Annotated in this window: 14 protein-coding genes; 4 read left to right on the top strand and 10 right to left on the bottom strand. The window is 60.0% G+C overall.

The features are described from left to right. Window positions 1-54 precede the first annotated feature (54 nt). Genes hisC through FDY93_RS06820 form a run of 5 tightly spaced genes read right to left on the bottom strand, consistent with a single transcriptional unit; the run spans window position 55 to window position 7,262 of the window. On the bottom strand, window positions 55-1,206 hold the full coding sequence (gene hisC / locus FDY93_RS06840) for a histidinol-phosphate transaminase (protein WP_220446126.1): 1,152 nt from the start codon (window positions 1,204-1,206) through the stop codon (window positions 55-57). A 15-nt stretch (window positions 1,207-1,221) separates the two neighbouring features. Beyond that, on the bottom strand, window positions 1,222-2,634 hold the full coding sequence (locus tag FDY93_RS06835) for an MATE family efflux transporter (RefSeq protein ID WP_220446125.1): 1,413 nt from the start codon (window positions 2,632-2,634) through the stop codon (window positions 1,222-1,224). Next, a complete protein-coding gene (locus FDY93_RS06830; protein ID WP_138235007.1) occupies window positions 2,631-3,623 on the bottom strand; it encodes an ornithine cyclodeaminase in 993 nt (330 codons plus the stop codon). The genes FDY93_RS06835 and FDY93_RS06830 overlap by 4 nt, the downstream gene beginning before the upstream one ends. A 26-nt stretch (window positions 3,624-3,649) precedes the next feature. After that, on the bottom strand, window positions 3,650-5,083 hold the full coding sequence (locus tag FDY93_RS06825) for an alanine racemase (RefSeq protein WP_138235006.1): 1,434 nt from the start codon (window positions 5,081-5,083) through the stop codon (window positions 3,650-3,652). Window positions 5,084-5,123: 40 nt separating this feature from the next. Further along, complete coding sequence (locus tag FDY93_RS06820; protein ID WP_138235005.1) at window positions 5,124-7,262, bottom strand: TonB-dependent siderophore receptor; 2,139 nt, start codon at window positions 7,260-7,262, stop codon at window positions 5,124-5,126. Between the two features lie 160 nt (window positions 7,263-7,422). On the opposite strand from FDY93_RS06820, the gene FDY93_RS06815 reads away from it, so the two are divergent. The 3 genes from FDY93_RS06815 to FDY93_RS06805 are packed head-to-tail and all read left to right on the top strand — an operon-like array spanning window position 7,423 to window position 11,050. Continuing rightward, window positions 7,423-8,202 (top strand): ABC transporter ATP-binding protein, encoded by a 780-nt coding sequence (locus tag FDY93_RS06815; protein ID WP_138235004.1) that lies wholly within the window; start codon window positions 7,423-7,425, stop codon window positions 8,200-8,202. Then, on the top strand, window positions 8,199-9,629 hold the full coding sequence (locus tag FDY93_RS06810) for an ABC transporter permease (protein ID WP_138235003.1): 1,431 nt from the start codon (window positions 8,199-8,201) through the stop codon (window positions 9,627-9,629). Before FDY93_RS06815 ends, FDY93_RS06810 begins: the two co-directional genes overlap by 4 nt. Next, entirely contained in the window at window positions 9,626-11,050 is a 1,425-nt protein-coding gene (locus tag FDY93_RS06805; RefSeq protein WP_138235002.1) for a DUF3526 domain-containing protein, read from the top strand. The genes FDY93_RS06810 and FDY93_RS06805 overlap by 4 nt, the downstream gene beginning before the upstream one ends. Before the next feature lie 159 nt (window positions 11,051-11,209). Here the strand turns inward: FDY93_RS06805 and FDY93_RS06800 are convergent, their stop codons facing one another. The 4 genes from FDY93_RS06800 to crp all read right to left on the bottom strand — a co-directional run bounded on the left by FDY93_RS06800 (window position 11,210) and on the right by crp (window position 17,734). After that, window positions 11,210-12,391, bottom strand: a complete 1,182-nt coding sequence (locus tag FDY93_RS06800) for an acetyltransferase domain-containing protein (protein WP_138235001.1) — start codon at window positions 12,389-12,391, stop codon at window positions 11,210-11,212. Between the two features lie 36 nt (window positions 12,392-12,427). Next, complete coding sequence (locus tag FDY93_RS06795) at window positions 12,428-14,563, bottom strand: TonB-dependent siderophore receptor (RefSeq protein ID WP_171018918.1); 2,136 nt, start codon at window positions 14,561-14,563, stop codon at window positions 12,428-12,430. Between the two features lie 190 nt (window positions 14,564-14,753). Next, window positions 14,754-16,904 (bottom strand): transporter substrate-binding domain-containing protein, encoded by a 2,151-nt coding sequence (locus FDY93_RS06790; RefSeq protein ID WP_171018917.1) that lies wholly within the window; start codon window positions 16,902-16,904, stop codon window positions 14,754-14,756. A 194-nt stretch (window positions 16,905-17,098) separates the two neighbouring features. Then, on the bottom strand, window positions 17,099-17,734 hold the full coding sequence (gene crp, locus FDY93_RS06785) for a cAMP-activated global transcriptional regulator CRP (RefSeq protein WP_105102941.1): 636 nt from the start codon (window positions 17,732-17,734) through the stop codon (window positions 17,099-17,101). A 322-nt stretch (window positions 17,735-18,056) separates the two neighbouring features. On the opposite strand from crp, the gene FDY93_RS06780 reads away from it, so the two are divergent. After that, window positions 18,057-18,464, top strand: coding sequence for an OsmC family protein (locus FDY93_RS06780; RefSeq protein WP_138235142.1), 408 nt, complete (start codon window positions 18,057-18,059; stop codon window positions 18,462-18,464). Window positions 18,465-18,557: 93 nt separating this feature from the next. On the opposite strand, the gene coq7 is transcribed toward FDY93_RS06780, so the two are convergent. Next, entirely contained in the window at window positions 18,558-19,205 is a 648-nt protein-coding gene (gene coq7, locus FDY93_RS06775) for a 2-polyprenyl-3-methyl-6-methoxy-1,4-benzoquinone monooxygenase (RefSeq protein WP_138234998.1), read from the bottom strand. Between the last annotated feature and the right edge of the window lie 18 nt (window positions 19,206-19,223).

Genomic DNA, 19,223 nt, shown 5'->3' with positions numbered 1-19,223 from the left:
CACATGGGCACAATCGGTTTTCTTTATGTCTGGATTCCAAACAGTCTGCGGGAGTTACGCACCGACCCGGGTGCGCAGCAGTGCTTGCAGAAAGGCATCGTTCTCTGCCGGCAGCGCCAGCGAGGCGCGGATGTAGCTTTCGTAGCCGGGCTCGCGCCAGGCCTTGACAATAACGCCCACGCGCTGGAGGTCCCGCACGATGCTCAAGGCATCGCCATCGGTGTCGATAAAAAGGAAATTGGCCAGTGAGGGCGCGACCCGAAAACCCGCATCGCGCAACGCGGCCGTGATCCGGGTGCGCTCGCCCCTGACCAGACGCGCGCTTTTTTGCAGGTGGGCGCTATCGTCCAGTGCCGCGATGGCCGCGTCCTGGGCCAACTGATTGACGTTATAGGGCGTGCGCACGCGATGCAGGGCCTCGATCAGGTTGACATGGGAGGCGATGCCGTAACCGACACGTAACCCCGCGAGTCCATAGGCCTTGGAAAAGGTCCGCAACACCAGCCACGGGCGGCTGCGGTGACGCAACGCTTCGAGCGCGTCCGCGTAGCAGGCGTCCACCCGCGCGTATTCGAAATAGGCCTCGTCCACAACGAGAAGGGCGGAGTCTGGTGTGTGATGGATCAGATACTCCAATTGATCACCACTGAACACCGTTCCGGATGGGTTGCAGGGGTGGCTGACCAGCACGAGCTTTACCGGCCCGTCCAGCGCTGCCCGCCAGCGCGGCGCGTCGAAGCGGAAGTCTGCGCGCAATGGGACCTTATGCAGCCGTGCGCCCATCATCAGCGGAAATATCTCGTGCAGGCCGAAGCACGGTGATTGGGTAACCACTGTGTCGCCGGCGTTGATAAATGCCTGGCACAACAGTTCAAGAATGTTTTCTGAGCCATTGCCGATAAGCACTCGCTTCCGTTCGACACAATGACGATCCGCTAAAACCGTGCAAAGCGCTTCTCCCGCAGGATCCGGATAGCGGCCCATGCCCTTGGCCAGTCGTCGATGAATGGCAGCGGCGGCAGCGGGAGAGATGCCGTAGGGATTCTCGTTGTTGGATAATTTGATGACCCGCGGCAAGTGAAAGTCACGCGCCACGGCTTCGGGATCGGCGCCGGGATCGTAGGCTGGCAGGCGGTGTACCTCCGGGCGCACCAGCGCCCGCACCGCGGGCGAATAACTGTTTACGCCTTCTGTTTCCATCTCCATTTCCGTTCCTTGGTTTTACAGTGGATTGGATGCGGCCAGGTTCGGTGTCGTTCGCAGCGCCAAATGTTGCAGGCGCCGACGGAACGAGATCACCAGTAGTGCGGCGGTGGAAGCCAGGCCAAATGTCTGGCCGATCCACACGCCGTAGATGCCGTAATCAGCGGCAATACCGAGCAGGTAGGCTGCCGGCAGGCCCACCAGCCAGTAGCCGACAAGCGAGATGCGGAAGGGGCCCGCGGTATCGCCGGTACCGCGCAGCAGGCCGTTGCCGATGTTCTGACCGGCATCGAAGATTTGCAGTAACGCGGCGATTAACAGGCCGGAGGCAGCCAGTGCCAGGGTGGTGGCGTTCGCCTGCTGGTCGGCGGAGATAAACAGAGACACTATGGTCTCTGGTATCACCATGTAGGGCAGGGCGATAGCAAGCATGGCGACGATGCCCAGAGCCAGGCTGACGAGTCCCAGCCTCTGTGCCCGACGGAAATCGCCGGTACCGCAGGCTTCACTGATATGGATCGAAGCTGCGTGGGAAATGCCGGCGGAAATCATGAACACGATGTAGATGATCTGGTTAAGCACCGTCTGCGCGGCCAGAGCCTCCATACCCAGAGTACCGATCAGCAGTGTCAGCACGCTGAAAAAGCCCGCTTCTGACGTGTAGGTGCCGGCGATCGGCAATCCCAGCCGCCAGACTGCGCCCACCGCATCCGAGGACCAGCGCAGCCCGGAGCGGGAAAAATATGGCCCCAATACCGGACTTCTGAGCACCACTGTCAGAAACATCAGGAACGACAACAAAAAGACTGCACTGGTAGCCAGCGCGACACCGAGGAGCCCCAGCGCTGGCAGGCCGAACTTGCCGTACACCAGCAGGTAGTTCAGTCCGGCAGTGAGGGCAATGGAAATCAGTGTGATAGCCAGCAGTGGGCCCGGGTGCTTGAGGCCCACGGTGAAGTGCCGCAGTACTTGAAACCAGAGGCAGGGAACCAGCCCCGGTGCGGCGATCTGCAGAAAGTGGACGGCCGCAGCCGCAACAATCGGATCCTGTCCCAGCCACACCAATGGCGCCTCTATCAGTGGCAGGGTGGCCGCGAAAACGACGCCGCTTACCGTGGCCCAGAAGAACCCGGCCACGAGAAGGTCGCGAACGCGCTGCTGTTCACCGCGCGCCTGTGCCTCGGCCACCAGGTTGCTAACGCCGGTGACCAGGCCACTTCCCGTGGTACGCAGCTGATTGAACAACGCGATCGCCAGGCCGCCCGCGGCAATTTCAAGCGTACCCAGGGTGCCCAGCACCACGATGTCGATAGTGGTCAGTGCCACATGCGCGAAATTGGTCAGGATCAGTGGCAATGCCAGTATCGCAATGGTGCGGGCCTCGCCGCGCCAGTGCGGTAGCCGGGGCGCGCTTTTTTGCGCTGTGCTCACCATAGCCTTGTCCTCATGCCGCGCCCCTCCGCAAGTGCCAGGTCCGCGAGGTAGCGTCCCAACGCCACGTCGGAAACCACCATGCCGCTGTTGTAGGCGAACACCAGGTCGTCTTTTTTGCGTCGCGCCGGCACCTGTCCCAGCAGGATATCCGGCAGCTCTGCGTCGACCGGCGGGATATTGCCGTCGGCATCGGCAAGGTCGCCACAGGTGACGCTCATCTGCGCTCTATCTGTGGTAATGCGGTAGTCGGCACCGTGCAGCACATCGGCATCCACACCGTATCCGAGCAGCACGGCGACCGCGCCCGGCTTTAACCAAGCGCGCTTGACCTGTTGCCGCGCGGAGAGACCGGCGGCGCCGATGACGATATCCGACTGTGCGGCGGCGCGGGGCAGATCCGATACAATCTCGACGTCGCGATCCGGGTACATGCGGCGGACTTCCTCGCGCACCGCCTGCAGGCCCGCTTGGTGTTGGCCGTAAACCCGCAGATGTTCTAAATCCGGCAGGGCTGCCAGCAGCATGGGCAGTGCGATGCGTCCCTGCACGCCGGTACCCACCACCAGCGCACTGCGGGCGTCCGGGTGTGCGGCGCGCGCCATCAGCGCGGAGGTGGCCGAAGTGCGCAGCGGACCCAGCTTGACCACATCCATCAGTGCGACGGGTTTGCCGCTGGTGTCGTCGCACAGAAACAGGAACGAGTGGAAGTTGTAGGCATCGCGGTTGCGTTGCGGGTCGAACTCGTAGACGACCTTGAAGCCAACGGTATTGCTGGCGCCGTCCCGGCCTACCATCGAATAGCCGATTGAACGCAGATCGCGGGGCTGCACGACGGTCTTGAGGGGATTCTCGGAGTCGCCATTGCGCAGGGCGATAAAAGCGCGCTCTACAATCTGCAGTACTTCGGTATAACGCACACCCAGGCCCTCGAGTTCGGCCTGGGGGAGGAGCCACAGATCCCCCGGTTCCGCATAATGCTTTTCCATTTTCTCAACTCGCTGTTGTTGGATACTCAGATCCCGTCCAGTCGCCACTGCGGCTGTTGTTCGTCTTCGCGATAATCAAGCACCACCTTCGATGGCAGGCGGGCCTCGTGGAATGGGGATTCATTCGAATCCATCTGGTAGCCGGCCGTGTTGATGTACACCAGCTGGTCGCCCGGCAACACGGCGCGCGGAAAGCCGATCTTGCGCCAGGTCAGCATGTCACTCTCCAGACAGGTAGAACCGGCGACGCAGGCAACAAAGGGTTCGGGGGCAGGCTGCCCCGGTTTCAACAGAACCGGGTCCGGTAGGTACTCGCTGTTGAACCACTGCTCGGACAGGCTCAGGCTGCTGCCTTGCACGCTTAGGATCGCGTAGCCCTCGGCAGCGTGACGATCCTTTACTGCCTGCACCCGAAACAGGGTAAAACCCGCCTGGTCCAGCAGCGCGCGCCCGGGTTCGGCAATAAAGCAGATGCCGTGCCGCTTAGCCCGCGCCGAGAGACTCTCCCCGGTGTTGGTGCGGTATTGCAGGATGTCGTGCAGCGCCTGCGCGCCGGCACGCGCCGCGCCGTAGGGATAGAAGCCGCCAAAGACCTTGTGTGCATGATAGTGATCGCGGGCGTCGCGGCGCAGGAAATCGGCCCACTGCTGCGGATCCACGTACTGCACTGGCAGGCCGCCGCCGATATTTACCTGGCTGCACCCCGTCAGGCCGCGTGAACGCGCGTCGAGGCAGTGGTCGATCATGGCGTTTGCCGCGCGCGCCCGCTCGTCTGTAGCGTAGCCACCCAGGTGAAACGAGAACCCCTCCAGTTGCACCGCACCCCTGTGGGACAGGCACAGGTCGACGGCGGCATTGCGTTCCGCGGGCGATAATCCGAAACGGCTGTTACTCTGGCTAGCGATCCGGCAGCGCAGTAATACCGACGCGACGGTACCGTTGTGATAGGCCAACTGTGCCAGGCGCTCCAGTTCGCCCGGAGTATCGATGGCGATCAGGGCGCGGTGCTGTAACGACAGGGTCAGCAAGGCATCATCTTTCTCTGGACCCGACACGCCGATCCTGTCACCGGGGATGCCGGCGGCCAGCGTCCGCGCGAATTCACCGCTGCTGGCGACATCCACACCGATACCCAGTTGTGCGGCGGTATGTACAAAACAGTCGGCCTTGTTGGCTTTCTTGGCGTAAAGGATCTGGTTTTCCAGCCCGTGTTCCCTGAATACCTCGCGCATGCAGCGGACATTCTCGGCAAATACCTGCGGCAGCAATACGTGCAGTGGTGAGCCGAGACCGTCCGCCAGCCGGCTAAGGAAACAAGGATGTTTTCGCAGAAGCGCGGCGACCGCGGGGTGCTGGCGGGCGCTTAGCGGGAAGGGGCGCGAAGGCACCGCACCGAAAGGTGATGGCGGTGTCGCGTGCCGATTGCTCTCTGCGCTCTCAAGATATTCAATGTTGTCCATGTGCGGGATTTCCTTTCCCTTGGGGTTATCGTTCCGATCGCTAGATATCGAATCGTGCCGATAGGAATATTTCCCGCATCCGCCCGACTTCCAGGCCGCCACTGTAGATAACGCCGGGGTAGTAATATTTGTCGGTGAGGTTCTTTCCGTGCAGGCGGAAGGTCGTCGGGGTATCGCCGAGGCTGGTTTCGTAGCTGGCGCCGGCATCCCAGAGTGTGTAGCCGGGGATAAAGCCGCTGTTTTGTGTATCTACTGGGCGGCTGCCGACGTATCTGAGCGTCGAGTCCAGCGAAAATCCGGGTAGCGCGGTGAATGCATAGCGGGCACTGAGTGTGCTTTTCCAACGCGGCGCCCCCTCACTGCGCTTGCCCAACGTGGCGGGGTCGATCACATCTTCCAGCTCGGTATCCAGATAGGCGATGTTGCCGAGCAGGGTGAAGTTGCTGTTCACATTTGCAGTGGCATCCAGTTCGATGCCGCGGTGATGGAAGCGGCCACTGCTGACGAAATCATTATTGGTGTTCAGGTAACTGGCGTCGCGCCGGATATCGAACAGCGCGACGCCCGCATTGAAGTCCTGGTGTAAACCTACCTTCAGACCGATCTCGACTTGTTCCGACGCTATGGCATCGGTTGGCTGGTTGGGGTTGTTGGCATTGTATGGAGAGTATTCTCCTTTTTCGAAGCCGCGCGAGTAACTCACATAAGCCATAACCGGGGCTGCCGGGCGGTACATCAGTGCTCCGGTGGGCACGAATACACTTTCATCCTGTGGTGGTGCCGCTGCGGAGAGTTCGCGCGCGGAGTACCAAATCTGGCGGCCTCCCAGCAGCAATTGAAAGCGCTCGTCGAGGGTGATGAGATCGCTGGCGAACAGGGAGCGCTCGCGGATGCTGGCATTGAAATCGATTTCCTGCTCGGGGCCGAAATTCCAGCGAGGCGGCTGAATCGGTTCGAGGATATTGCCTACGGAAATATCGCCGACGCTGATACCGCCGGTACTGTCGACAAAATCCCAGAAGGGGCTGCGGTCGCGGAATTGTCGGTAGGCTGCACCCGCGAACAAATCGTGCTGCAGCCCGGCCGCGACAAACGCGCCGGCGAGGTAGGATTGCACGGACCAGTTCGTGAACACTTCGCCGCGTGAAGCATAGAGATCGGCATAGCCGATATCGCCATTGGGCTGCACATCGAAAATATCGGCGTAGCCGCCGTGGCGCTCTACCCGCGAGTAGTTGGCCTGGGTGATTGAGGTCCAGTCGTCGTTGAGTCGGTAGTCGAGCTTGGCTTCAAGATTGTGGGCCTCGGTCTCGTGCTGATACCAGGAGGGCGACAGCCCGTCGCGGCGATCCACTTCGGGAGGCAATACAAAACTCGACGGGTCCAGCGGGTCCGTGCGGCCGCTCTGGTCGGCTCGCAGCAGCGGGTCGGTCATCGCGCTTTTCAGTGCCCAGTCTGTATTGAGCTGCAGCAATGCGCGCTCATTCAAACGAAAGTCCGCCGCCAGGCCGGCGAATTTTCGCTCCAGGTCGCCCAGGTGATCAAAATCGCCAGTCTTTTGATAACCCGCATTCAGTCGGTAACCAATAGTGTTTTCGGCCACAGCGGCACTGGTATCTACCGTGAGATAGCGATCCTGTAGAGAGCTACCCTGTAACGTGATGCAGGTAAAGGGATCGCGGGTGGGGCGCTTGGGGATGTAGTTGATGGTGCCGCCCGGCGAGTTGAAACCGTACAGAAAACCCGAGGGACCTTTGAGTACGTCCACGCGCTCAATCAATTCCAGTGGCATGTCGTAATGCGGTGCCAGCGCGAGGCCGTCGCGGCGAATGGTGTTGAAATTATCCATCACGAAGCCGCGAAGACGGAAATTGTCGAAACCGCCACCGTAGGAGGAGTTGAGCACCGAGGGATCTACCGCGAGCAGATCGAGCGCTGTGCGCGGTGAGGTTTCGGCGATGGTGTCTGCACCATAACTTTTGATCGCCAGCGGCACTTCCATAGTGCCTTTATCGCCGAAGGCGCCGGCGCTGACCTGAAAGGCGTCATTCAACGGTGTGGCAGTGACGGTGACATTTTCCAGTTCCCCGGTTGTATCCTGTGCGAGGGTGAACTCGGTCACGCTCGTCGAAATGGCACCAGCCAGCAGTAGTTGGGGGAGATATGCGCGCACCTGCATGTATGTAACATCCCTGTAAATTTTCGATGGTTGCGGCGAGGCGTGATTTTTCGAGCCGGTAACTCAGGTATGGCCTGTCGCGATTAAGATATGATATAACATTTCTGATTGAGTAAATGCAATACCAACGTGCTGGCACGGAGAACAAAGGCGCAACATCATGAATTCTGAGCACTCGACTTTTACCGCGGGGAAAAAGGTCCCGCTCGACACGCCCTCGAATGTCCTCGAAGCCGCTGGGGTTTCCGCGAGTTATGGGGCCCGCCCAATCTTGCAGTCGCTTGACCTGAGCGTTCGCCCCGGTGAGGTCTACGCATTGCTGGGGGCCAACGGCGCAGGCAAAAGCACCACTCTGAGCCTGTTTCTCGGATTTTTGGTGCCGGACTCGGGACGTGTGCGGGTCAACGGTATTGATCCGGTAGCGCGCGCGGCCGACGCACGGCGTCAGCTGGCGTATATTCCCGAGAATGTGGCCTTTTACGAGCAGCTTAGTGCCCGCGAGAATCTGGTCTATCTGCTCGATCTGGCAGGGCAGAGTGCAGGCTCCGGGGAAATCGACCAGGCGCTGCTGGCCGCTGGACTGGATGCCGCAGCTTTCGACCGCCGTATGGGTGGCTTTTCCAAGGGGATGCGCCAAAAAGTTGCCATTGCCCTGGCGCTCGCGCGGCGAGTACCGGCATTACTTCTGGATGAACCCACATCGGGTCTGGACCCGAAGGCGACCTACGAATTTAATCGCCTGCTGGAGCTGTTGCGAGCGAGAGGCATTGCCACACTGATGGTAACCCACGACCTGCTCAGTGCTTCGGAGGTGGCGGACCGTATCGGTTTCCTCAATGCCGGAATTCTGCAGGAAGAGGTTGCGGCACAGGGCGCGACAGGTAGCGAACGTTTTGATGTACGCAACCTGCACCGGCGCTACGCGGGGCAGGCGGCATGACGGTGGTGACGCGTATCGCCCGCGAGGAATGGCGATTACTGCTGCGTGACAGGGTGGCAATTTCAGGGCTGTTGCTCCTGGTGTTGCTGACACTGGTCGCGGCACTGAATGCCTACGAGCATCAGCGCAGTGCCAACGCAGAGCGCGCCCATTACCAGGCGCAGGCCAATCATGCGTTTGAGGCGCAACCGGACCGGCACCCGCACCGGGTCGTGCACTACGGACATTTTGTGTTCCGTCCGGTCAATCCGCTGGCGGCCTTCGACCCCGGCATTGATGCGTACACCGGCAATACGTTGTTTCTGGAAGGGCATCGGCAGAACACGGCGAACTTTGGCGATGTCCGCCAGTCTTCGCTGCTGCTGCGCTTCGGTCTGTTGAGTCCGGCTTTTGTGCTGCAGGTACTGGCGCCGCTGTTGTTGATTTTTGTCGGCCATGCCTCGGTCGCGCGCGAACGGGAGTCCGGCACACTGCGGGTGCTGCTGGCTCAGGGCATTGCTGGCAGGCAGATCGTCGCAGGCAAGCTGCTTGCACTCAGCGGCTTTGCCGGCCTGGCGGTGCTGCCGGCCCTGTTTGCACTGGGCTGGCTTGGGGTGAGTGGGCACGCGCCGTGGGAGCAGGCACTGTTGCTGGCTGTGGCCTATGTCGGTTGGTTGTTGCTGTGGGCACTGGTGGTCGTGGTAGTTTCCAGCCAGTTCCAGCGGGGTCGCGATGCGCTGCTCGCTCTGCTGGTGGCCTGGGCCGTGTTGGTGATTCTGTTACCTCGCTGGCTTCCGGATCTGGTGAATACTAGCGTGCCGTTGCCGACGCGCTTTGAAAGCGCGATCAACGCCGAGCGCGAGTACAAGGAACTCGGTGACGCTCACAATCCCGACGATCCATACTTCTCCGCTTTTCGCGCACAGGTATTGGAAAAATACGGGGTGACGCGCATTGAGGATCTTCCAGTCAACTACAAGGGACTGGTGGGTATGGAGGGGGAGCGCGCTTCCAGCGCGCTGTTCAACCGCTATGCGGAGGCATTGTTCGAACTTCAGCGTCAGCAGAATGCACTGGTGGATCACTTTTCCTGGCTTAGCCCGACGCTGGCCTTGCGCCGGTTGTCGATGACGGCTGCGGGAACCGATCTGGAAAACTTCCAGCGGTTTCTCCGCCAGGGAGAGGATTACCGTTACCAGCTGATCCAGGGGCTCAACCAGCTGCAGGTGGATGAACTGGTTTACGCCGACGATACCAATCCGAAGAAAGAAAATCGCATTTCACATACTCATTGGCAGGCATTCCCGGAGTTTGAATTTCGTCCTGCGCCGCCAGGCAATGTCCTCGACCGCGCACTGCCGGCGGGCTTGGTGTTGTTGTGTTGGCTGATGGCATTTGCGATGTTGATTCGCGTGGCAGGTACTCGCCTGGGGAGGATGGCAAGATGAAATTACTTTCCAATGAGTTGCGACTGATTTTCCGTTCGCGACTCTCGTCGTGCGCGCTGCTGTTACTGCTGCTGTTATCCTCGCTGGCGGTGTGGCTGGGGCTGCAGCAGGTGGCGCAGCAGCGCCACACCATCGAGCGGTTGGCGGAATTACAACAGAAAGACGCCGAAGCGGTTGCGGATCGTTACGCGGACAGTGGCGATGCCGGCAGCTTTGCCTACTACACCTTTTTTAATACCTGGGATCCGCCCTCGGATGCGGCGTATATGGCAATGGGCATGCGCGACGTGGCGCCCTACGTACTGCGCATCCGTGCGTTGGGATTGCAGGCGCAGATTTACGATGGCGAAACATTCAACCCCGAACTCGCCCTGCCGGGCCGGTTCGATTTTGCTTTCGTGCTGATCTATCTGTCGCCGCTGTTCGCCATTGCGCTGTTGCACGACCTGGTTTCCGGCGAGCGCCAGTCCGGGCGCCTCCGCCTATTGCTGTCGATACCTGGCGCGGGTGTCCTGTGGCGGCGTCGCGCCGCACTGCGCTATGGATTGCTGTTTGCCGCGCTGGCGCTACCGTTACTCGTGGGCGCACTGGCATCCGGTACCGCCACGGTTGCCATCGCTGTTGCGCTGTTGATTACGGCCAGTTACCTGGCGTTCTGTGTCGGGTTGTCACTGTGGGTGTCGTCCCGCGGCTGGTCCTCCGCCGCCAATGCCACGGCACTGATGGGCGCCTGGACGCTGCTGACCCTTGTGCTGCCGACCCTTGCCAATATGGCGATTACCCGCAGTATCCCGGTACAGCAGGGGGTCGATCTGATGCTTGCGCAACGCGAAACTGTGCACGGTGCCTGGGAAGTACCGCGGCAGGAGACGATGCAGCAGTTCTTTGAGCACCACCCGCAGTGGCGAGATACCGCTCCGCTACCGGAGGGTTTTCACTGGAAATGGTATCTGGCATTCCATCAGGTGGGGGACGAGAGCGTCGCGGAAAAAGTACGGGCCTACCGCACTGGCCTGGAAGCGCGCCAGCGGTGGACCGAGCATCTTGGTTGGCTGTTGCCGAGCGTCGGCGCACAGGCGGCTTTGCATCGCATAGCCGCAACAGACCTGACAGCGCAACTGGCCTACCAGGATCGAATTGCGGAATTTCACCGGGAGATTCGTCAATTTTTCTACGGCTATCTGTTTACCGATAAACCTCTCCAGCGAGAGGACTTCTCCTCGCGCCCGGTGTTTGCGCCGCGCGCAACGGATACGGTATCCATTGGCGCACAGTTGCTGGGGGTAATGCTGCTGGGGGGGATCGTGTTCTTGATCGGGATGGCGCGCCTGCGTTGGTTAGACGCCAGTGGCGCGGTTTCGAAGCGGCACCACTCACGAAGGGTCGAAGCGGATTTGGCGGTGATCGACAGGGTCGCTTAATTTTTACTTTGGAACTCGCGCCTCGCCGGGAAGGGTGAGGCGCGATCCACTGGCCCGGTTCAGCGGTTTTAACAGGCTGTTTTTTTAACGCTCGGCGTGAAGGCTTTGGTTTTTTCCGTTGTTACCGAGCGTTCCGCGCGGATCGCTAATCGTCACCGCTCAGAAGTACTTTACCCAGCCCATACTGGTCGAGTGTTTGAAGCGCGCGAAGGCTTTCGTGGGGAAATAGAGCACCAGAGTAAGCGCCGCGGAGATGATCCAGACCCACCAGATATGGTCGACGCCAAACAGGTCACCGTGATTGGGTCCGGCTACCGCGATCACTATCTGATAGAGAATAAGCAGTACATAGAGATGGAGGATATAGAAAAACATCGGGGCTGAGCCGAACACTTCCAGCACGTCCATCAATTTGCCCTGTCGGTTTTCAAACCAGGCCAGCAACAGGAAGGCAATGCCCAGTGTCAGCAACAGGAAGTCCAGGGAAGGTGGATACTTGGTGAAGTTGACGAACGACATTGCGGTCTGCAGAGCGGTTTCGCCGGCCACCCACGGCAGGGTTTCACCGTAAATATTGAAACCGCGCAACACCAGCAACAGTGCCAGGCAACCCAATCCCATGGCTACCAACGTTTTGCGGCGGGCAAACGCATCTGTGGTACGCGCATACAGGGGTCCGGCAAAGTACCCCAGCGCAATCACCCCGATCCACGGCAATAGCGGATAACTGATCTTGATCCGCAGTGCCCCGGTGTCCAGCAGGAAACCGCGGTCGTGCAGTATGGTCCACAGGCTGTAGCCAAACTCACCGGGCTGGAAGCCAACCGGTGTAAGCAGATTGTGGCCAAACACGATGGCGAAGCCGATTGCCCCGATTGCCCAGCGCGGACATTTCACGATCAGGGACAGGGCCATCATGCTGAGGCCGATTGCCCAGATTACCTGCAGCCAGAACGTGCCGAAGCTTCCGGCCCAGGAAAAGTTCACCAGGGTCACTTCCAGCAAAACCAGGAACAATCCGCGTTTGAACAGAAACCCGCTGGGCGAGCGCACCCCACCCCGGCTCGGATGGGCATACAGCCAGGCCGAGAGTCCGGTCAGAAATACGAAGGTCGGCGCACAGATATGTGCAGACAGCCGGGTAAAGAACAACGCGGGATCGGTATTGGGCACGTCCATGGGATCGGATACCTGCATGTGCAGATAGAACCGTTCGCGCACATGGTCGATCAGCATCAGCACGATCACCAGACCGCGCATGATATCGATAGAGGCAATACGCGATTTATTCACAACTGCGCCAGCACCGGTGCTTGCAGAAAACGTGGATACAGCGGTCATTTTGAGCTTCTTGGTACCGTTGTTTCGAAATCGGGTCTACAGATCGTAGCGGATGCCGACGCTGAATGTGCGCGGTGCTCCCGGCATGGTCCACAACTTGTGATAGGAACTGACGTAATGGCGCTCATCCAGCAGGTTGTCGATATGGGCAAACAGCGCCACCTTGGCGGCGGGTGTGTACGAACCCGACAGGTTGAGCAGTGTGTAGGCCGGCAGCACATAATCCGGATCCACAGTTTCCCCCAGGCGCTCGTCTACATATTGCACACCCAGGCGCACGGAAGCCGGCGCGCCGGCAATGGTAAAGTCCTGCGATAGTGACAGATGACCGGCGTGCTGTGGAATATTGATCAGGCGGCTGCCCGCTGGAATTTCCACACCCCAGTCCAGATTGACCACATCGTTACTGGTTTCTGCGTCGACATAGGCGTAGGAGAATATCAGGTTCAGGTTGCGCGCGAGCTCTGCACTCAGATCCACTTCCACCCCTTCACTCTGGGCCTCACCCAGCGCGGCGGAAAAACCCGGGTTAGCGGGATCCGCGGTCAGTACATTGGATTTCTTGGCGCGGAACAGGGCCAGGGTAGCGGTGGTACGGCCGTCTTCGGTGGCGGCCTTGATTCCGGTTTCATAGGAACTGCTCTCCTCCGGATCGAACGCGGTGCCGTAGTAATCGGAGCCTGTGTTGGGGCGGAATCCCTCGGAGAAACTGGCGTAAATCGACAGCTCGGGTGTGGCTTCAAACACCAGTCCGGCGCGGGGGCTGGTAGCGGTCTGTGCCATGGTACTGCGCAGCCCACTCAGGCGGTCGTCGATGCTCTGGTCGAAATCATCAAAGCGTACGCCCAGCAGCATTTTCCACTGGTCCGTCAGGTCTATCTGGTCCTGGAGGTAGATCCCACGGGTGCGCTGCACCTGCAGTTGATTGATCTGGGGTGCCGGCTGTGGACGCACACCGGTGTAGTCCGGGTTAAAGATATCGATGGCATAGGTGGGATCCATGGATCCGTAATCCACGCGCCAGCGGCCGAGGGAAAAGTCGAGTTCGAATTCATAGGCATCGGCGCCCAGCAGCAGGTGGTGGGTCAACGGCCCGGTGGCGAGGCTGCCGGTCAGTTCCAGTCTGCCGGAAAGATCGTCCGCGGCGTAATCTCGCGAGCGGCGCTGGCGGGTCAGGGTGCGGCCATCGGTCAACAGGAGCTGCCGGCCGTCGGAAAGTTCTGCATCCGCCGAGTAACTGGTCAGCGTTGAATCCCGGTAGCCCAGGCCGCCGAGCAGCGTCCACCCGTTTTGCAGTTCGTGCTGAAGCACCATCTGGTGGCCCGCCGCACGGATTTCCGAGGGGCCGTTTTCCGGATCACCAAGATATCGGGTGACCGGCAATACATCCGGGTCGCCACCGACTGCGACAATACCGCGGTCGAACAGTGCCTGTTGCCGCACCAGTTCCAGTTCGTAGGAGAGTGTCGTGTGCTCGGAGAGATGGAACAGCACGGAGGGGGCCAGTGCGTATTTGCGCGGTTGGGTATGGCGGAAACCGGTGGAATCGGCAACGGCACCGTTGATACGGTAGGCGATGTTCTCGTTCAGCGGCCCGGTATAGTCGCCTTCCAGGCGGTAGCTGTCGTAGCTGCCCGCTGAAGCCTGCAGGTAACCTTCGGTTGTAAACTGCGGTTTCTTGGTGACGAGATTGATGGTGCCACCGGGTTCACTGCGTCCATAGAGCGCGGATCCCGGCCCTTTCATTATTTCCATCCGCTCGACGTTCGAGACGTCTCTGAGTCCGCTAAAGCCGCGCCCCGCGCTAAAACCATTGACCAGATAACCACTGGGCATGCTTTCATCCCCGGCAAATCCGCGGATCGCATAGGTGGTCTGGATGCCGCCGAGATCATTCTGCCGCGCCACGCTCCCCGCGAGATCCAGGGCGGACTGCAGGTCCGTAATGCCCTGCGCGGCGAGCAAGTCGCCGGAAAGGATCTGCACAGACTGCGGCAGGGACTCAGGGTTAACGTCACCGCGGTAGGGCTGCTTTTGCGCAATGACGACAACTTCTTCCTCAACCCTGTCGTCGTTGTCTGTTTCCTGGGCGCAGGCGCTTTGCCAGAGGCCAAGGAGAAGAGCGGCGGTGGTCATCGTTGGTAAGTGGAAAAATTGCACGTGTTGGGACATTGGTGGCGCCGTTGATTTAAAAATATGATACATCATATCAACTTGTGAGGCGGCAACGCCACTGCAAATGGCAATTGTTGTTATCGTTTCTGCGACCTGCGGCTGGAGATGAGGCGGCGAACGCTGAGAGGCACCCACGCCCGGCCTGCTACTTTTCAGGTACCGCAGCGTCCATCCATTAAGGCTGTCATTAAGGCTGTTGCCGTTGGGAGCGCCATGGGGGCGTCACTGTCGGCGCGCCAAAGAAAGGCTGAGGTTCATGTACGCTGATGTCGCCACTGGCGATGTCGGCATAGGCGTTGTAAAGACCGCTGATATTGCGCACATACTGGGCCGGTTCCGCACCGCGCACGTAGCCGTAGCGGGCCTTGGTAAAGTATTGGGGCTCAGACAGTTTCAGCATCGCCACCTCGACATTGCCGAACCATACATTCGGATCCAGCCCCAACTCCGCCGCCAGCCGACGGGCGTCGAGCAGATGGCCATAGCCCGCATTGTAGGAGGCGAGGGTAAACCAGAGTTTCTCGATGGTCGGCAGTGTCGGTTCAAAGCGATCGCGCACCCAGTGCAGGTATTTAACGCCGGCCTGGATATTGCGGTCCGGTTCGAACAGCGGCGGTGGGTAACCCATTTCCTCTCCCGTTGCCGGCATTACCTGCATCAGGCCCTGTGCACCCACCGGCGAGACGGCCTTGGGATTGAAGTTGCTTTCCTGCCACATCTGCGCGACGAGAAGGCGCCAGTCGAATCCGTGCTCCACGGAGGAATTTTTTACCAGCTCGTCGTAGGGCGACAGATCTTTGCCCGGAATAACCCGCGCGGAAACCCGTTGGGTAAATCGCTTATTCGGTTCGAAATAGGCGGCAATTTTCTGCTGGTACTGCTCTGTCTTGCGGTATTTGGCCAGGAAGATATCGAGCTTTTTCAGCAGCTCCCGGTTCTGCGGCATCACCATCCAGCCCTGGGGTCTCGGGTCGCTGACCAGGGTGCCCGGCAGCAGATCGGCTTGCAGTGACGCGGCCATCAGGATGTCGTCGGAGTCGATGATGGTGGCATCGAGCTCCCCCGCGGCAATCTTGGCGACGATCTCCGCAATGGACATTTCCGGTGGCGCAACTTCGACGTTCACGTCGATGCCGCTGCGTTCCAGCGCGCGACCGGTGGCGATGAACGGTGAATAGGCGCGCAGGGTCAGCGTGCGCCCGGCCAGATCCTGGACCTGTTCGATCTTGGGTTTCTTGCGGTTGCTCACCACCTGTTCCGGGGTTTCCCGGTAGGACGTGGTGAAAGCAATGCCCTGGTCTATGCGCTCCTGGGTGATATTTTTGAGGGCGCCGGCAAAGTCCCCGCGACCGGCTTTCAGCCAGTCGATAAGTGTTTCGTCATAGGGGACGACGATCACCTGCAGCTGCAACCCGTGTTTATCGGCGAAGGCCTTGGCGAGGTCGTAATCAATGCCCATCAGCACGCCTTTCCAGAGGTAGTACACCGAGGGGCGGTTATAGGTCAGAAAACGGATGACGCCGGACTGTTTGATCTCTTTCCAATTGGCAATGCGATCATTCGGCGCTTTGACCAGGTTCCTGGTGAGGAAGTTGTTGACGGTAGCGAGCAGTTGCTTTGAATCCTTGCGCACTGCCCAGGCGATGTTTTCACTCTCCGAGACGTTGGCCCCGATGCGTACATCGTCTCGATAATTACGCATATCATCGGCGATAAAGTCATCGAGGATGGCTACGCGGTTGTCTTTTTCGTTCAGTAGATCCGCCAGGACATCGCGATTCTCATAGGTCGCCACTTTCACAATGGACAGATTTGCCTGAGGTAACTCCGCAAGCAGGCGGTTGGCGGTATCCACGTAGGAAGAGCCCGGATGTACGATCAGTTCGACGTCGTGGAGCCGCTTGGGATCGTTGATGTCCGGACCATCTTTACCGGTAACCAGTTTGTGGCGGGCTTGCATCAGCGGCACGGTAAAATCCACCAGCTCCCGGTGCGCCGGTGTGTCGGTCAGGGTATAGGCCGCCACGTCGGCCTTGCCGGCCTGCACCAGTTCGAGCGCTTGCTGGGGGGAATCGGCTTTGACCCACTGAGGTTCGAGCTTCAACTTTTCCGCCAGCTTGTTGGCGAGCTCAAGACTCCTGAGGGTGACTATACTGTCGCGCGGCAGCATGTCTTCCTCGGGACCGGATATATTGACGAAGCGAATAATCCCACGCTTCTTGATCTCACTGAGATCACCGGTCTCGATGTAATTGATAAAGGGGACACCGTCAGGGTAGGCGGGTCTGTCTGTCTCCGCCTGCCTGCCGCAGGCGGAGACAAGTAGCAGAATGAGCATCGCAAAAAGCGATACAGCGCAATACCGTTGAACAGACCCGTAACGATTCCGCATAGATGAGTCCCTCGGACTTCCTTGACGGAATTCTAGTGTCGCGGCTCGTGAGTCACCGCCACGGTCTTGGAGCCCACCGGCGACGGATACAAAAAAGGCGATCCCAGTGGATCGCCTTCGTACCCGGAAGCGCGCTATGGTCAGCGGGTGCCGTAGACCACCATGGTCTTGCCCTTTACCGACACCAGTCCCTGCTCTTCCAGGGTCTTCAGCACACGGCCGACCATCTCGCGGGAGCAGCCGACGATACGGCCGATTTCCTGGCGGGTGATCTTGATCTGCATGCCTTCCGGATGGGTCATCGCGTCCGGCTCGTTGCACAGGTCGAGCAGGGTGCGGGCCACGCGGCCAGTGACATCGAGGAACGCCAGGTCACCGACCTTGCGGGTGGTGTTGCGCAGGCGGCCGGCCATCTGGGTGGCCAGAGCAAACAGGAATTCCGGATGTTGACGGCTCAGTTCCTGGAACTTGTTGTAGGAAATTTCCGCCACTTCACACTCGGTCTTGGTGCGCACCCAGGCGCTGCGGGTGTCCTGGTCGAACAGACCCATTTCACCGAAGAAGTCGCCGTCGTTCAGGTAGGCGACGATCATTTCGCGGCCTTCGTCGTCTTCGATCAGCACGGTCACCGAGCCGCGCATGATGAAATACAGGGATTCGCAGCGATCACCGGCGTAGATGATGGTGCTCTTGGCCGGGTAGCGGCGGCGGTGGCAATGGGCGAGGAAGTCCTCAATGTTGCCAGTAGACAGGGTATCTTCGGTAGCGACCGTCACGGATCTACTCCTTTTCTAGAATTTTTTGTGCCTGATCCCGGGTAAAAAATGATTATCCCGCTAAAACACCGGTGCCAACAGGGGCTGGGCGTGGCAAAGCTCCGCAATGTGATCTGGGCCACTATTTGCGAAGGGCTGGGTCGGGTGTTGTTTATAGCGGTTGTAGACGGCGCTTACAACCACCGTAAGTAAAGGCTTACTATGGTGCAGAAGGTAGTACGATAGTCCAGGAACACGCTGTGTCGCGGAATCCGGCGACGGGTGTGATAAGCTCCCGGCCCTCATCAAATCTGAAGGAGAGAGTTCCATGGCGGGCGGTGTTATGCAGGGTCGGGTGACCTGGGTGAATGGTCTGACATTCTTGGGCGAATCTGGCAGTGGCAATGCCGTGGTAATGGAAGGCGGCCAGAAGAACAACGGTGTGCGCCCGATGGAAATGATCCTGCTGGGCGTGGGCGGCTGCGCCTCCTACGACGTGGTGAGTATCCTGGAGAAGGCCCGCCAGGACGTGATCGGTTGCCATGTGGAACTCAAGGGACACCGCCCGGACACGGTCCCGGCGCCGTTCGAAAAGATCGAGATGGAGTTTGTGGTGCGCGGTCGCAATATCAAGGAGGCGCAGGTGGCGCGGGCGGTGGAGCTGTCCGCGGAGAAGTACTGTTCCGCCTCCATCATGCTGGGCAAGGCGGGAGTGGAGATCGTGCACTCCTACCGGATTGAAGAGATCTGACGTTTCAGGTCTCCTCCCGACCAGATACAGAAAACCCCGAACCTCGCTGAGACTCGGGGTTTTTTATTGGCGGCGGGGACTTAGACCCGGTAGCTAAACCCGGTAACTGGCCGACGTCATCGCCCTGGAGACCAGGGTCATCAGGCCTTTTACCGGGCCGGGAAAGCGTGCGCCGCCGGCGTCCAGTGCAGCGTGCTGGTGCCTGGCCTCGTCCACCAGCATCTGCTCCACCACTGCGCGGCTTTTCTCGTCCTGCGCCGGCAGCTTCTGCAAATGGCTCTCCAGGTGCTTGCACACCTGCTCCTCGGTGGCCGCAACAAAGCCGAGGCTGACCCGGTCGCTGATCTTGCCCGCCGCGGCGCCTATCCCAAAGGACAGGCTGTACCAGAGAGGGTTGAGCAGGCTCGGGCGGCTGTCGAGTTCCCGCAGGCGCTGCTCGCACCAGGCCAGGTGATCGATCTCCTCGTCGGCCGCGTGTTCCATTTCCTCGCGCACCTGCGGCAGTTTGGCGGTCAGCGCCTGCCCCTGGTATAGCGCCTGGGCACACACCTCGCCGCTGTGATTGACCCGCATCAGGCCTGCCGCGTGGCGGCGCTCGCTGTCCGACAGTTCCGCTTCATCGACGGATCTGGCCGGCGACAGCCGCTCGTGACAGGGTGAGCCGGGGCTCAGGGTGCGCAGGGCGCGATCCGCCTGCAGCAGCAGGCGGTCGAGTCCGGTCAATTGGCGTTGGCTGCTCATCGGCGTATTCCTCAAAGA

This window comes from Microbulbifer harenosus (assembly GCF_005771435.1).
Taxonomy (GTDB): domain Bacteria; phylum Pseudomonadota; class Gammaproteobacteria; order Pseudomonadales; family Cellvibrionaceae; genus Microbulbifer; species Microbulbifer harenosus.
Note: the sequence above shows the minus strand (reverse complement) of the source record. Positions and strands in the feature narration are given on the sequence as shown.